The organism is Amphritea atlantica, from assembly GCA_024397875.1.
GTDB classification, from domain to species: Bacteria; Pseudomonadota; Gammaproteobacteria; order Pseudomonadales; family Balneatricaceae; genus Amphritea; species Amphritea atlantica_B.
In genome coordinates, this window is the sequence record CP073344.1 from 3,912,145 (window position 1) to 3,927,551 (window position 15,407).

Genomic DNA, 15,407 nt, shown 5'->3' on the forward strand with positions numbered 1-15,407 from the left:
TCTTCGCTGAATGATCACCCCCGCCAACGGCCGGGGTGATAACGGGCAACCCTAGTTTTTCAGCCTGCTCACATCGACAGACACGGTGAGTTTCTGACTCTTTCCACCATCAAAAAACACCCCTTTCAAGGGGGAAACATCACCATAATCACGTCCCCAGGCGGTGGTGATATGGTGCTCTGCCGGCATATTGTTATTGGTCGGATCAAACTCAAACCAGCCCTCCCCCGGGGAGAAAACTGCAAACCATGCGTGGGAGGCATCACTGCCGACCAGTTTTTCCTGTCCCGGTGGCGGCAGTGTTTCCAGATAACCACTGACATAGCGGGCTGGAAACCCCAGAGAGCGCAGACAGCCAATCGCCAGATGAGCAAAATCCTGACAGACGCCACGTTTGTTACGCAGCACCTCATCGAGTGGTGTTGCGATACTGGTGGACTCAGGGTCGTAGGTAAAATCAGTATAGATTCGCTGTGTCAGCTCGCGTACAGCCGAGAGCAGGGGGCGATTGCTGGTGAATGATGAACGGGCATATTCACGCAACCCGGCAGCGGTTTTGATCATCGGTGAATTGAGCACGAACTCCCGCGCTTCCAGTACCGCCAGTTCCCGGCTTTCCTGCAGTGCGACCAGCGCCTGACCACAGGTATTGCCAAAATCGAGATTAAGCTCGCACTCCCGGGCATATTTACTCTCATGCACCCGAATATCGGTGGTGACATCGATCTTCAGTTCCTGATGAGGCTGTTCCAGTGAGAAGAAGTACGCTTTATTGCCAAAATAATCGGTGCGCTGCTGCCCCAGAGTATACGCGGGGTATATCTGAATCCGGCTATCGGTGCAGCTCTGATACTCAGTATCCCTTGGCAACAGGTAGGCCCGGTTGTAGCACAGCGTCACCGGCTTTTCATATTCGTAATGGGTGATATGCCGAATGCGATAGATCATAATTCTTCATCCCAATCGGTGCGCACAAGTTGTTGGTGCACCTTGACCTGATCAAAGTATTTGGTACTAATCTGGTTCGATGTTTCCTGCAGCAGATACTGCAAACGGGCCAGCAACTGATCAAGCGCAGCGCGGGTTTTGGTTTTATTATCCTCTGCCACCAGCGCATCAAGTGTACTCAACTGAATGGCTGAAGACGCTTCGAGCATGCAGCGATCCTCTTCTGCCAGACCTGCGCCATGCACGGCCGAAGGTAATACTTCAAGATGTCGGCGTAGCTGATCAACCTGATAAAACACTGAGCGTGGGTTGCTGCTGTCATGCAACAGCAGTTCCAGTCCCTGCGCCATATCACTGCCGGAATGATCACGGCGGCGGAACGTAATCAGTACTTCGGAGCTGAGCAGTATTGATTCAAGTACCTGCAACTGCTGATATTCGGGTAATACAGTCACCAGAGAGGAGCGAATCAGAGACACCCCCTGAAGGGCTTTCTCAACCCGCAGCCCCATATCGATAAAGCGCCATCCCAGGCCCCGCACCATACTTTCCTGCCATAATCCGGACAGCGCCAGCAATGTTGTGACCAGTGGATCCAGTGCTTCTTCAGGGGCGGCAGTCAGTCCCTGCTTAAGGGAATCGGCCAGACCATTCAGTTCATCCCGAAGATCATTAATCACCCTCTGGGTATCCGCTGACAGCATCTCCCGTACCTGATCCGAGCACTCCAGCAGCGAGTTCAGGTTAGCGGTAACACTACCGGCGCGCTTGCCATCCAGCACCACCGACAGCAACTCCGCTTCGGGCTGTACAGAGGCCGACTCATCAGGGACGACAAAACCTGGGTAGGTGGTGGTCAGCTGGGTCACCGCCTGCAGCAGCACCTTACGGGTCTCAGCAGGCATATGGTAGGTACTGTTAAGCTGGACAAACACGGTTCTGAGCAGTCTCAGTGCGGACTCAGCCCGGACAGCATAGCGTCCCATCCAGTATAGATTCTCGACAACCCGACAGGGAAACGAAATCCGCGGCTGCATCTGGGTCTTAACCGGGGCAGGCAGAGGCCGCTGCTCCAGCAAAGAGACCTGTTTTTCAGGCTCAGATGCGAGTATCCAGGTGTCCTTACTGATCGCCCCTCTGAGATTGCTCAGGTTAAGGCTGTCAGCCAGATTACCCACCCGGGTCAGTCCGCCCGGCATAACATTGTAAGAGGAGCTGGTTGCCACCGAATAGCCCCGCAGAACAGAGGGCCGGGGCAACAACTGATTATCTCTCCATGAGGGAGCCGTGGAGGGGCGAATATACTCCTGAGCGACAAACTTTAACGGCTCCTTGCGGATCTTATCGATCAGAGCCTGACGCTGGGTCTCATCAAGCGTCGAACCAAACACACTCTGATCAGACGGTTTACGGAAGCAGCTCTTAATCACCAGACGACTGATATTCTCAATCACATAGGTCAGGTCCTGAGGGTCTCCGCACCAGTAGGTTGTTACCGACGATAGCTGCGGCTCACGCCCCAGAAAGTGACTGGCAATCTGCGGCAGATAACGCAGCAACGCAGGATTTTCTAAAAAACCTGAACCCATCGGGTTGGCGACTATCACCCGCCCTGCGCGAACCACTTCGAGCAAGCCGGGCACCCCCAGACGGGAATCACTTTTAAGTTCTACCGGATCACAGTAAAAATCATCAACCCGGCGCAGCACCACGTCAACCCGCTCCAGCCCTCCCAGTGACTTCATCCACAGATATCCCTTACTGACCCGAAGATCACTCCCCTGAACCAGCGGGAAGCCAAGGTAGTTGGCGAGATAGGTATGCTCGAAATAGGTTTCGTTATAGGAGCCCGGCGTCAGAATAACGATTCGCGGTTGCTCATTGGTAATCGAACTGGCCAGACTGTTAAGCTTCAGGCGTAACGACTGGAAGAACAGTGATAGCCGGTGCACATGACTGTCACGGAACAGCGATGGCAGCACCCGGGACATCACTGTGCGGTTCTCCAGCGCATAACCGGAACCACTGGGTGCCTGGGTACGATCACCAATCACCTGCATACGCCCGGTATGATCACGCACCATATCGGTGGCATGCATCACCAACTGATGCTCTCCCGGCAGGGACAGCCCGTCACAGGCACGCAGAAAGCCGCCATGACTGTAAAGCAACTCTGGCGGTAAGATGCCAAGACGAATCAGGTCACGGTTACCATAGATATCCTTGAGTACCAGATCCAACAGCTCGGCACGCTCCTGCAGACCCGCTTCAATACCGGCCCACTCTTCACTGGAGATAAGGGCGGGTACCGGATCGAGTTGCCAGGTGGCAGCCGATGGCGAGCCGCTGTTATAGGTCGCGCCATCATCACGCAGAATACGCTCAGCCTTTAGCTGACGATCACGAATGCCCTGGACACCCAGAGTCTTCAGTCCGTCAAGCAGATATTGCCAATGCGCCTGGATCTGCGACTGATCGCCATAGACCTCATCGTATCCAGAGCCTGCGGGTGAATACTGCAACCCATCAGGGGATTCTGCGGCTCGTCTTTCCATCAGCTATCGGCACCAAAGTTATTTCAGGCTGCATAGTATGCCACGACTTTGCTACGTTTCCATCTGCCTGCGCAGATCCAGAGTATGCGGATACTCATTGGTCGGCATTTCCGCAGGTGGCGCCATCGCCCGTGGTGGCGCATTATTGGCAAAAAACTCGCGGATCCCGGAAAATTCCGGCATATGGGTGGTGGCCGGTGGCGTCGGCGTATGCTCAGTGTCACCAAAGCGATTGATACGCCGGGACTCGGCTTCGAACGCGTTAATCGGGAACGTTTCATAACTGCGGCCACCCGGATGCACCACATGGTAGCTACACCCGCCGATGGTTTGTCCATTCCAGGTATCGATCAGATCGAATATCAGCGGCGAATGAACCCCGATAGTGGGATGCAGTGCCGACTGCGGAGCCCAGGCTTTGTAGCGCACAGCGGCAACAAACTCGCCCTGACGACCGGTAGAACGCAGCGGTATACGACGACCATTACAGGCCAGCACATAGCGATCCGGGGTCAGGCCCTCCACTCTGATCTGCAAACGCTCAACCGATGAGTCAACAAAGCGCGCGGTACCAAAACTACCCACTTCTTCTCCCAGCACATGCCAGGGTTCGATCGCCCAGCGCAACTCAATCCGCACATCATCAATATTGACGCTGCCATAGTGGGGGAAGCGAAACTCCTCAAAGGGTGCCAGCCACTCCTGCTGGAACGGTATACCATGCTCCTGCAGATCCTTAACAACCTCGCGGATATCTGCCCAGACATAATGCGGCATCATAAACCGGTCGTGCAGATCCGTACCCCAGCGCACCAGCGGTTTCTTATAGGGGTCTTGCCAGAAACGCGCCATCAGGCAGCGAATCAGCAGCGCCTGCACCAACGCCATCTGCGGATGCGGTGGCATCTCAAAGCCGCGAAATTCGAGCAGCCCCTGACGTCCCGATGACAGACCCGGAGAATAAAGCTTATCGATACAGAACTCTGAACGATGGGTATTACCGGTAATATCCACCAGCAGGTTACGCATCAGCCGGTCAATCAGCCAGGGCTGATCAACGATGCCTTCAGGCATCAGATCGAAGGCGGTTTCCAGCTCGTAGAGCATCTCTTCCCGACCCTCATCGACCCGGGGCGCCTGACTGGTAGGGCCAATAAACATACCGGAGAACAGATAGGACAGCCCTGGATGGTGCTGCCAGTAGGTTACAAAGCTGCGCAACAGGTCAGGACGGCGCAGGAATGGACTGTCGGCAGCGGTTGCCGCGCCCAGCGTGATATGGTTACCGCCACCGGTGCCGGTATGGCGACCATCAAGCATAAACTTCTCAGCCCCAAGCCGTGACAAACGTGCCTCTTCATAGAGCATCTGGGTATTATCTGACAGGTCACGCCAGTTATCCGAAGGGTGAATATTCACTTCGATAACACCGGGATCAGGGGTCACTTTAAAACATCGGATCCGTTCATCTTTGGGCGCTTCATAGCCTTCTATCACCACCGGCAAGTCAAACTCTGCTGCGGTATCTTCGATCAGCTCAATCAGGGCAATGTAGTGTTCCAGATGCTCCAGCGGCGGCAAAAACAGATAGAGGCAACCGTTCCGCGGTTCAATACACAACGTCGTGCGCACCACTTCCACAGGTGTGGTGGCTTTATCGACCGGCTCAGATTCAGACCCATCTGCACTGGCAAGCGCCGCACTCACACCAGCATCCGGTAATGCCTCAACGGGGGCAAACGGATCACGTGCATGCTCCCGATGCAGCTCTTCATCGGTCATCAGGGGTAACGAATTCAACGGTAAGCGCAGCCCGACAGGAGAGTCACCCGGAATCAGTGTTAGCGTATCACGGCGAAGCGGCCACGGGCTTGAACGCCAATGCTGGGTGTCATAATTCCAGCCCAGCGGCAAACAGTAGCCAACTGGCTTGCCCAGATCCTGCGACAGCAGTTGCGCCAGTTTCTTACGTTCCAGATCATCTTTCAGGTCAGCTTTACGCGGATCAACATTTTCCGGCAGGCTCTGTTCTTTCCAGAGATAGTAGAGTGAGTCTTCATAGGCAGGGATAACCCGCCGGGAGGGTAAGCCCGCTTTTTCGGCCAGCAGTTGAGCAAATTTCTTCGCCGTTTTGCGGGTCACGCCATAGTCTTTGTCAACCCGCGCCAGCAGCCTGGAATCCCGCCACAGAGGCTGACCATCGGTACGCCAGAAACAACCCAGCGCCCAGCGGGGCACCTCCTCTCCGGGGTACCATTTACCCTGGCCATAATGCAGTAGCCCGCCAGGCGCAAATTTTTCCCGCAATCGGAGCAACAGGTCTTTTGCCAGCCGGAGTTTATCTTCGCCCAGTGCTTCAGTATTCCACTGAGCTCCGTCCATATCATCGATTGATACAAAGGTCGGTTCTCCGCCCATGGTCAGACGCACATCCTGATCGATCAGCTGCTGATCAACCGCAGCACCCAACGCTTCAATGCATTGCCACTGTTGTTCTGTATAAGGCTTGGTTACCCGCGGATCTTCATGTATCCGGGTAACTTCATTGCTGAAGGCGAATTCCACTTCGCAGGGATCAATACCACCCGCGATCGGCGCAGCAGAGCGTGGCGAAGGGGTACAGGCGAGTGGAATATGTCCCTCACCGGCAAACAGCCCGGAGGTCGGATCCAGACCAATCCAGCCAGCACCCGGAATAAACACCTCACACCAGGCGTGCAAATCGGTGAAATCTTTATCCGTCCCCGACGGTCCGTCCAGCGCTTTAACATCCGCGACCAGTTGTACCAGATAACCGGACGCAAACCGTGCAGCCAGTCCCAGGTGACGCAAGACCTGCACCAGCAGCCAGGCCGTATCCCGGCAGGAACCGCGTTTCAGTTCCAGCGTTTCTTCGCTGGTCTGAACCCCCGGTTCCATGCGGATATTATAATCAATTGCACTTTCCAGACGCTGATTCAAATAGACCAGAAAGTCATTGGTCGGCATCGGTTCACGGGGTACAGAACGGACCCATTCCTGAATTAACGGTCCGTCATCAACGATCTCAAGATAGGGTTTGAGCTCGGAGAGCAACTCCTTTTCATAGGTAAACGGGAACTTCTCCGCATACTCTTCGAGGAAGAAATCAAACGGATTAATCACCGTCATATCGGCGATGACTTCCACCTCAACACGCAGATGGTCACTCTTTTCAGGGAACACCAAGCGGGCCAGGAAATTACCAAAAGGATCCTGCTGCCAGTTAATAAAGTGGTTTTCCGGACTTATTTTCAATGAGTACGCTTTAATCGGTGTCCGGCTGTGAGCCGCAGGCCGCAGCCTGATAGTGTGCGGGGACATCTTTACCGCTTTGTCGAAGCGATATTCAGTAATATGGTGGATTGCGGTTCGTATGGCCATTCGGTACCCCGTAGATCGATATAAAACCTATTCTGGATAAAGCAAAAGTAATTATGACCGGGCGGAACAGATACTGGTCAGACTGCTTCAGATCTGTCAGCCAGAGATTATTAAGCTCTGAGTCCCCCCATCATCGCTGTTCAATATGACAAATATAATGACTTTTATCGCAGTGCTCTTTGATTAACACTGACAGGTTGAACCTATAAATCCGATTACCGCCCTGTCTCACCGCTGCTGCGCACCACAATAAAGCATCTCATCCCTGACTAATGCAGCCAAATCTCCATCACTCAGAAACCTTGCCCCCAAACAGCGCATGAACAGCTAAGGTTTGAGCTATCTACAAGGTAGAGCAATAAACAGGCCAGCGATAGCTATTTAATAGAAAGAGGATAGCTTCAATTCTGTAAAGACAGTCCACAGATTAACCTGTTTTAGGCACGACGGTAACCTCCCTTTAACAAAGACTTAAACGGTAATCATCTCTGAAGAATATGCGGCGCGGCGATAGTGTCGCCGTGGTTTGCAGGGATATGGATCTACGCGTAGATGACGAGGTTGTCGTAACTACGTCAAAGAACCGCGTTGTAAACAGTGGTGATACAACTGAGTTAATCTGATCAGATTAACGGCAGAGACTTATCGACCCTATTACGAGGATCGGCACAGCAGGGTAAACCCGGAAGCGGAAACTCAGCTCCTGCTGCTATTGACCGGCTACAGCAGCATAAATGGAGCGTCCGGGTTTAACTAAGCGACTCTGTTTATACTGTCAGCTCCCCCAAAAACGGGGTCTGCCGGTATCCAGATGGACAAATTTACTGCGGGTATAGAGTCCTACACCACCGCGGTTCATCTGCCGGGCAGCCCGGTGCAGGTCCATCAGGTGAACTCCCGGTATACGAATATCGATCGCCTGACCCTGCATGTGCAGACTTTTTTTCGCGACCTGACCGCTACGCTGGCTCAACATTGCATTCGTCTCCGGTGAGCGGTAACCAGAAATCACTTCAACGGGCTTATCAACCCCCAGCTTCTGCTGCAGGTCATGCAGTAAGACCATCAGTTCAGGTGACATATCACCGACTTTATCATTACGATGATCTCTCAACAGGTGGCAGATAGCCTCCATACTGTCGGGGATAAACTTACCATTACAGAAGAAAGTAGCGTTCAGCTTTTCCCCGGTATGCAGGTTATTAAACGACAAGGACATATCGGAGAGCGGCATGATGCTGCCCGATTCCGGTATCGTATTCCTGGCTAAAGCATTTGGAGAAAGAGCTGCACCCGCAGATAACAGTGCGATTTTGCGCAAAAACTGCCTGCGCGAATGTTTCATATGTGTCATAAGGTAGGAAATTAGTTACATCGTTTAAAAATTGAACAGCGATTATCTATTAATTACGCACAACTGTACAGTTTTTAATCAATACGCCACGATATTGAACCCCCCGCCTGAGCGGTTGAGACAAGCTGATCACGCTCCCAATCATCCCGACGGTAAATATCGTGGCGAAAATTCAGCATTCCCTGAGCGTCTAGCCATGCGGTCCAGTAGGTCATATGCACCGGCAGTGGATGACGAAGATATATTGCCTGGGTTTCTTCTGTCATCAGCCCTTGTTGCAGCAACGGTAGCTTTCCCGGGCTATCCAGCTGCAATAGATATTGAGCGAGTTCTTCAGCCCGTTCAACCCTGATACACCCCGAACTCAGGTCGCGACGTTCCTTATTAAACAGACTATGGGCCGATGTATCATGAAGATAAACCGCATAGGGACTGTGAGACATAAACTTGAGCCTTCCCAGAGTATTTCCCTCTCCGGGGGCCTCCCAGAAATAACGGTCTTCGCCGCCCCGATACATCGACTGAGGGTCTACTTCGTTACTGGGTAATAAGACCCGTTGCGCGCCGCGGCCCTGAGCCACATTAAGGTGTTTTCGACTCAGATAGTCCGGATCAGCCTGCCATGCGGGAATAATATCTTTCCAGCCGATACTTTTAGGCACCGTCCAGGAAGGATTCATAATCAGCCCTTTGATCGCTGTTGTGAATACCGGGGTCTTGCGTTTCTGACGGCCAACAATGGTTTTCATCTGTAGTACAACATCACCCTGATCGACCAGGCGCAGACGGAACTCCGGTATATTAACCTGGATATAGCGTCCGCCGGCATGTTCACTGAACTGCCTGATGCGATACTGATTCAGCGTTAACTGATCAATTCGTTCGGCCGGTGTTATATTCAGAAAGCGGCGACTTTCAGGCCCCAGAATACCATCCGTTATTGCGCCATGACGAGACTGGAACCGCTTCAACGCCTCATCCAGCGCCTGATCGAAGTACTGCTCATCGCGGGTTACCAGCGTCAGTCGCCCATAATCGCCCAGTAACATTAATTGCTGACGCAGAATAACAACCTGAGGGTGACGATCTCCCTGACGCAATAAGGGGCCTTTTTCAAGACGCGGCCAGGGCCCATGACGATTCAATTCATGGTAGTAGTTAATTGCACTATCCAGACTCTTAAAATGGCTTTCAGGCGCTGGTTGATTCTGATGCAGCAATGCCGAATAAATAGCCGGGTGCTCCACTGCAGACGCAGCAGTACCGACACAAAAACTGAGGTATGCACAGAAACATACGAGCCGGCTGATACCTCCCATATTCACTCCTTCAGGTTTTAACCACGATAAAAACCTGTCGCCTGTTCAGTACAGACCCAAAAAGAGCAAAAATCAAAAAATGGCGCTTCAGTTCAAAGATATTTGTGTCATTTTAAGCGAGCGGGAACTAGCAATCGTGCCGACACAAAGCGCCAGGCTTGGGACCTGCTGACTTCGGGCGAGAGAAACGAATACAGTGTATCTGGCATTCCCAGGAACGCGTCAGCTAAGACACAACCCTCTGGTAACAGCATGAGAAGATCACAGAGAAAAAAGGGGAGAAATGGTGCCGCCACCAAGAGTCGAACTCGGGACCTACTGATTACAAGTCAGTTGCTCTACCAGCTGAGCTATAGCGGCACTGTGCTTAGCGGGATTACTCGGCTTAGCCTCGCCCTTCGGGCCGTCGCTACGCTTCGTTGTCTCGCTTCACTCGGCTCAAACCCCATCGGGGATTCTCACCCTCCAGGTGTTGGTGCCCGGAGCAGAGTGTTTTGCGTATATATAGATAGCAGAACTATCTATAAAGTGGCGCGCCTGGAGGGATTCGAACCCCCGACCAACAGGATCGGAACCTGCTACTCTATCCAGCTGAGCTACAGGCGCGCAATTCATCAGATATGACGAGGGCGGTATATTACCGATCTAACGGAGTACTGTCTATTGCTAAAATAGATTTTTCACTGATTCAGTCAGAGCGGCATTTCTGTGCCGAAGTAACTTAATTATAGTCACAGTTCACATCACTGAACCGATGCTGGTCGAAAGAGATAATCTGCGCTTCCCGCAACTGCTCCTTTCCTGCAGGAGGTATCAGGCTGGCCATCCGCCTGGCCTTCACCGCCCGGCTGAAATAAAACCCCTGAAACAGCTGACAGCCCCAATGTTCCAGAAATTCCAGCTGTTCCTTCTTTTCAACCCCTTCAGCAACCACATCAATACCCAGGGTACGGGCCATCGCTATAATCGTTGACACAATCGCCGCATCATTGCTGTCGGTCGTTATATCCTGCACGAACGACTGATCAATTTTCAGGGTACTCAGCGGCAGCTGTTTCAGATACTGTAACGAAGAATATCCGGTACCGAAGTCATCGAGTGCAAAACGGATACCCAGTCGGGAAAGCCGCTCCATTTTTAAGCGCACCGCTTCAATATTGTTGAACAGGACGCCCTCTGTCAGCTCAAATACCAGATACTCAGCCCTGACACCGCTGCTGAGTACAATCTCCTGAACCTGCTCGACGAAATCATTCTGCTGGAACTCCCGCGGACTGATGTTCACCGACACCACCAGTTTCTTTCCCTGCGCCTCCCAGGCAGCCATCTGCTTGCAGACCTCAGCAAGCACCCACTGACCTAAGCAGCAGATCAGGTCCGTCATCTCGGCAATCGGAATAAATGCCGCGGGGTTAACCGGCCCCTTCTCGCCATCTGACCAGCGAACCAGCGCTTCGGCACCGACAATTTTTCCACTCCCCCGAACCAATGGCTGATAACAGATATACAGCATGTTTTTATCAATCGCTTGTCGAAGGCTTGCCTCAACCTGTTGACGATGATCGGCACTATGCTGCATCTGCTCGAGAAAAAACTGTACCCGGTTGCGCCCCTCCTCTTTAGCCCGATACATCGCCAGATCAGCCTGCATAATCAGGTTTTCAAACTCGTCATTCTCTCCATCAAACAGGGCGATACCGATGCTGGGGGTCACCTGTAATGCCCGTCCGTCAATCTGATGAACCGAAGAGATAGACTGCCGAACCTTTTCCGCGACACTCAGGGCATTATGGCTGGCAGTGGACTCGCTGGTTCCCAGGTCAGGTAGTAATACAACAAATTCATCCCCCCCCAGCCTGGCTGGCGTGTCTGCCTCCCTTATCGCTTTGCGTATACGCGCCGACACACTGTTCAGCACGGCATCACCGACACTATGTCCCAGTGAATCATTGATCGCTTTAAAATGGTCCAGATCCATATATAACAGTGCACCGATCTGTTCAGACCGCTTTGCCCGTATCACCTCATGCTCCATGCTCTGCATTAACAGCCGGCGATTCGCCAGTCCGGTCAGTGGATCAAAGTACACGTGCTGCTCAATCGTTGCCTGGTGAGACTTTAACTCCTTTGCGTTGCGGTTTATCTGCCCCAGCATACGGTTAAAACCACTTATCAGGGCATGAAGTTCACCCGACTTATCGTCTTCAGGGATTTTCAGGGCGAAATTCTGATGTAAGGTAACCTGCTCCATTGCATCTATAATTTTATCCACAGGCTCCGAAATCCCACGCTGTATTCGCTTGGAGAGCAGAGAAACCCCCAACAGAGAGAAGCAATACAGCGCGGTACCAAACAGCAGATAGATAAGCATCTGCCTTTTGACTGCAGCCAGCCCATATTGCAGATAGAGCTGCCCCACCAGCTCACCTTCCACTCTTAAGGGAACGCTGTATTCGAGTAGTTCAAAATCGATTTTATAGGCGCTTTCAAGCTGAGCCCGAAGTCGCAGGGAGGGTGTGGGCAGCGATTGGACCAGTCCCGGCTTAGTCAGTTTAACCAGCTCAGAACCATCATTCCGATAAACATATATCCCCAGCAGATTGGGTTCAGAGAAATAACTTTCCAGCAACAGGGTCGCCAGCATCGGAGACTCTGTCATGACGACATGAGCAAGCTGGGGAGAGGTCAGCCCTGAAAAAACATGGGCTCTGTCAACCAAATGACGGCGATGGTTATAAAACTCGACACTCATTACCACCAGCCCCGTAATCAGCAGGACCACGGCAACCGAAGTCACAAATAAACGGTGCAGTCTGCCGGTAACAGACAATATCGGACGCTTACTCACCAGAACATCCCTGCGAATCCGCGCCTTCGATACAGACCAACAGATAAAAAAGACTATCAGTTACCATAATAAATCCTTTTACGGTATTTAAATCATGCGACAACTGACTGGCTCACAGTCCTGCAAGGGAATTAGAATCTTGAATTGTAACGCTACAAAATAACGCCAACGTCTTCCGTAGGCAACAACAGTCGCATTTTAACTGCCCAAAATGATAACAACCGATTTCATTCGTCGCGTTTTCAGCTGTCGGCTGACTAATTATTTAGTCCTGATAATAGCATCACCCATTTTCGTTGTGCCTATTTACCGCTATAATCCCGGCCGAATAATAATTTATAGACGCTGTAACAGCCCCATAGAGGGCATCCCGACAGCTACCTTTTTCTAAAATTAGCGATGATGAGGTCGTGACTGTGAGTAAATTTGCTGCCAAAGCTATTTCTGCCCTGTTTGCTGTAGCACTGGGTTTTCTGGCCACCTCGGCTATAGCCAACACTGATAACGCTGCTATTGCAGAGCGTCTTCAAAAAGTGGGTTCTGTCTGCGTAGAAGGCGATGACTGTGGTGGTGCAGCTGCCCCTGCTGCCGCTGCCGGTGCACGTTCCGGGTCAGATGTTTACACTGCCAGCTGCGCCGCATGCCACGCCTCCGGCGTACTGGATGCGCCAAAGTTTGGCACCAGTGACTGGGCTGACCGCGGTGCTAAAGGCATGGATACATTGCTGAACAGCGCCCTGAACGGTTTCAACGCTATGCCACCACGCGGCACCTGCGGCACCTGTTCTGACGAAGAGATAAAAGCCGCCGTTGAGTATATGGTCGACAGTGCCAAGTAAGCTTAACGAAGCGAACTAAACCCGATAAAAAGGCCGCATCAGCGGCCTTTTTTATAACGGTATTAATCAAAGATCGTCCAGCAAGCCCCGCAGACCGCTCAGAGTAGCATTACCCCGCGCTTTATTGGTCACTTCACAAACCTCTCCCCGGCCTTCAAAGGTCAGGTCATCTTCAGGCAGCTCATCAAGAAAACGGCTTGGCTGACAATCGATCAGCTCACCAAACTGTTTACGTTTACGCGCCAGCGTCATCGTCAGCGTCTGCTTAGCCCGGGTAATTCCCACATAGGCCAGCCGCCGCTCCTCTTCAATATCACCATTCTCGATACTGTTGCGATGGGGCAGAATCTCCTCCTCCATCCCCATCAGGTAGACATGATTAAACTCCAGCCCCTTGGATGCATGGAGTGTCATCAACTGTACCCGGTCAGAGTCATCTTCCTCTTCCTGTCGTTCCATAATATCCATCAGCACGAGTCGGGCGATAGCCTCCCTGATACCCGCCTCGGGATCATCCTCCCGCAAACGCTCCAGCGTATTACGCAGTGAATCAACCAGTATCCAGACATTCTGCATCCGCCGATCAGCAACCGCTTCACCGGAACTGTTCTGAGCGATCCAGCCGGCAAAATCAATATCCTCTATCATCTTCCGAATAGCATCGATAGGATCACCCCGTTCACACTGCTGATAGATCCCTTCCAGCCAGTTCTTAAAGCGCTGTAACCGTTCAACCTGCGCCGGCTTTAACACCTGCTCCAGGCCCAGCTCACTACAGGCATTGAACAGACTGCAATGCCGCTCAGAGGCATACTCTCCCAACCCCTGCAGTGTCGTATGACCGATCTCACGGCGTGGCAGATTAATGATTCTCAGGAACGCGTTATCGTCGTCCGGATTCACCAGCACCTTCATGTAAGACATGATGTCTTTAATCTCTGCCCGGGCAAAAAATGAAGTGCCGCCACTCAGCTTATAGGGTACCTGATAGCTTTGCAGTTTCAGTTCCAGCAGGCGGGCCTGATGGTTCCCCCGATAAAGAATGGCAAAATCTTTGAACTGATAACGCTTGCGCAGATGCAGGTCCAGAATCTCGGTGGCGATGCGATCACACTCCGCATCTTCATTACGGGTGAACACCACCCGGATCGGATCACCGAACCCCATATCACTCCAAAGTGTTTTGTCGAACACGTGAGGGTTATTCGAGATCACGGTGTTTGCGGCCTTAAGAATACGTCCGGTCGAGCGGTAATTCTGCTCAAGCTTGACTACTTTCAGTGACGGAAAGTCGTGCTGTAACTGCACCAGATTTTCCGGCCGGGCACCACGCCACGAATAGATAGACTGATCATCATCGCCCACCACCGTCAGCATCCCCCGTGTACCCACCAGCATTTTAACCAGCAGATACTGGGTGATGTTGGTATCCTGATACTCATCCACTAACAGGTAACGAATCTTCTGCTGCCAGCGTTCGAGAATATCTCCGTGATTCAGGAACAGTTGCACCGGCAACAGAATCAGATCATCAAAGTCCACGGCATTATAGGCTTTCAGGCTCTTCTGATAGGACTCATACGCTCTGGCCGCCAGGACATCTGCGGGGCCTTCAGCTTTCGCCAGCGCCTGTTCCGGCCCCAGCATATCGTTCTTCCAGTTTGAGATGGTGCTCTGAATAAAGTCCAGTTGATCCGTCTCTTCATTGTGATGTAACAACAAACTTTTCAGCAACGCCTTACTGTCCTGATCATCAAACAAAGAGAATCCCGCTTTGAAGCCCAGCGTTTTATGCTCTTTACGAATAATATTCAAACCGAGATTGTGAAAGGTAGACACGGTCAGCCCCCGGGTGGCATTACCTTTCACCAGCGCATTGACGCGCTCTTTCATCTCCCGGGACGCTTTATTGGTAAACGTCACGGCAGCGATGTTATGTGCTTTAATACCGCAGGTCTCAATCAGATAAGCGATCTTACGGGTAATAACACTGGTTTTACCCGAACCGGCCCCTGCGAGAACGAGCATCGGCCCGCTGATGTAGTCCACAGCTTCACGCTGCTTCGGATTAAGTCTCGACATTTTAAATACTTACTCTGACTGCTAAAGTTTTGTCCGTGCCCGGCCGATAAAGTAACGTTA

General features: G+C 52.2%; 8 protein-coding genes, 2 tRNA genes and 1 other RNA gene. 1 reads left to right on the plus strand and 10 read right to left on the minus strand.

The window, feature by feature from the left end:
• Positions 1 to 51: 51 nt before the first annotated feature.
• The 9 genes from KDX31_18065 to KDX31_18105 all read right to left on the minus strand — a co-directional run bounded on the left by KDX31_18065 (position 52) and on the right by KDX31_18105 (position 12,426).
• Positions 52 to 948 (minus strand): transglutaminase family protein, encoded by an 897-nt coding sequence (locus tag KDX31_18065; GenBank protein ID UTW03208.1) that lies wholly within the window; start codon positions 946 to 948, stop codon positions 52 to 54.
• Positions 945 to 3,503: a circularly permuted type 2 ATP-grasp protein gene (locus tag KDX31_18070; GenBank protein ID UTW03209.1), complete on the minus strand. Its 2,559-nt coding sequence runs from the start codon at positions 3,501 to 3,503 to the stop codon at positions 945 to 947. Before KDX31_18070 ends, KDX31_18065 begins: the two co-directional genes overlap by 4 nt.
• A 51-nt stretch (positions 3,504 to 3,554) precedes the next feature.
• Positions 3,555 to 6,905: a transglutaminase family protein gene (locus tag KDX31_18075; GenBank protein UTW03210.1), complete on the minus strand. Its 3,351-nt coding sequence runs from the start codon at positions 6,903 to 6,905 to the stop codon at positions 3,555 to 3,557.
• Positions 6,906 to 7,680: 775 nt separating this feature from the next.
• Positions 7,681 to 8,226: a DUF882 domain-containing protein gene (locus KDX31_18080; protein ID UTW03211.1), complete on the minus strand. Its 546-nt coding sequence runs from the start codon at positions 8,224 to 8,226 to the stop codon at positions 7,681 to 7,683.
• A gap of 107 nt (positions 8,227 to 8,333) precedes the next feature.
• Positions 8,334 to 9,578 (minus strand): L,D-transpeptidase family protein, encoded by a 1,245-nt coding sequence (locus KDX31_18085; GenBank protein UTW03212.1) that lies wholly within the window; start codon positions 9,576 to 9,578, stop codon positions 8,334 to 8,336.
• Positions 9,579 to 9,862: 284 nt separating this feature from the next.
• Positions 9,863 to 9,938 (minus strand) — tRNA-Thr (locus KDX31_18090).
• Positions 9,938 to 10,060: non-coding RNA, RtT sRNA (locus tag KDX31_18095), on the minus strand. Before KDX31_18095 ends, KDX31_18090 begins: the two co-directional genes overlap by 1 nt.
• 47 nt (positions 10,061 to 10,107) lie before the next feature.
• A tRNA-Arg gene (locus KDX31_18100) sits at positions 10,108 to 10,184 on the minus strand.
• 115 nt (positions 10,185 to 10,299) lie between these two features.
• Complete coding sequence (locus tag KDX31_18105) at positions 10,300 to 12,426, minus strand: EAL domain-containing protein (protein ID UTW03213.1); 2,127 nt, start codon at positions 12,424 to 12,426, stop codon at positions 10,300 to 10,302.
• A 416-nt stretch (positions 12,427 to 12,842) separates the two neighbouring features.
• On the opposite strand from KDX31_18105, the gene KDX31_18110 reads away from it, so the two are divergent.
• The gene (locus tag KDX31_18110; protein ID UTW03214.1) at positions 12,843 to 13,265 is read left to right on the plus strand and encodes a cytochrome c5 family protein; all 423 of its coding nucleotides are present in this window, start codon (positions 12,843 to 12,845) and stop codon (positions 13,263 to 13,265) included.
• 66 nt (positions 13,266 to 13,331) lie between these two features.
• Here KDX31_18110 and rep read toward each other — a convergent pair whose 3' ends face one another.
• Positions 13,332 to 15,347 carry a DNA helicase Rep gene (rep, locus tag KDX31_18115; protein UTW03215.1) on the minus strand — a complete coding sequence of 672 codons (2,016 nt, stop codon included), beginning with the start codon at positions 15,345 to 15,347 and terminating at the stop codon, positions 13,332 to 13,334.
• Positions 15,348 to 15,407 lie beyond the last annotated feature (60 nt).

What these genes read in the sequence shown, in the direction of transcription:
- KDX31_18065 (UTW03208.1), bottom strand. Translation starts at nt 948, where the DNA reads ATGATCTATCGCATTCGGCATATCACCCATTACGAATATGAAAAGCCG.
- KDX31_18070 (UTW03209.1), bottom strand. Translation starts at nt 3,503, where the DNA reads ATGGAAAGACGAGCCGCAGAATCCCCTGATGGGTTGCAGTATTCACCC.
- KDX31_18075 (UTW03210.1), bottom strand. Translation starts at nt 6,905, where the DNA reads ATGGCCATACGAACCGCAATCCACCATATTACTGAATATCGCTTCGAC.
- KDX31_18085 (UTW03212.1), bottom strand. Translation starts at nt 9,578, where the DNA reads ATGGGAGGTATCAGCCGGCTCGTATGTTTCTGTGCATACCTCAGTTTT.
- rep (UTW03215.1), bottom strand. Translation starts at nt 15,347, where the DNA reads ATGTCGAGACTTAATCCGAAGCAGCGTGAAGCTGTGGACTACATCAGC.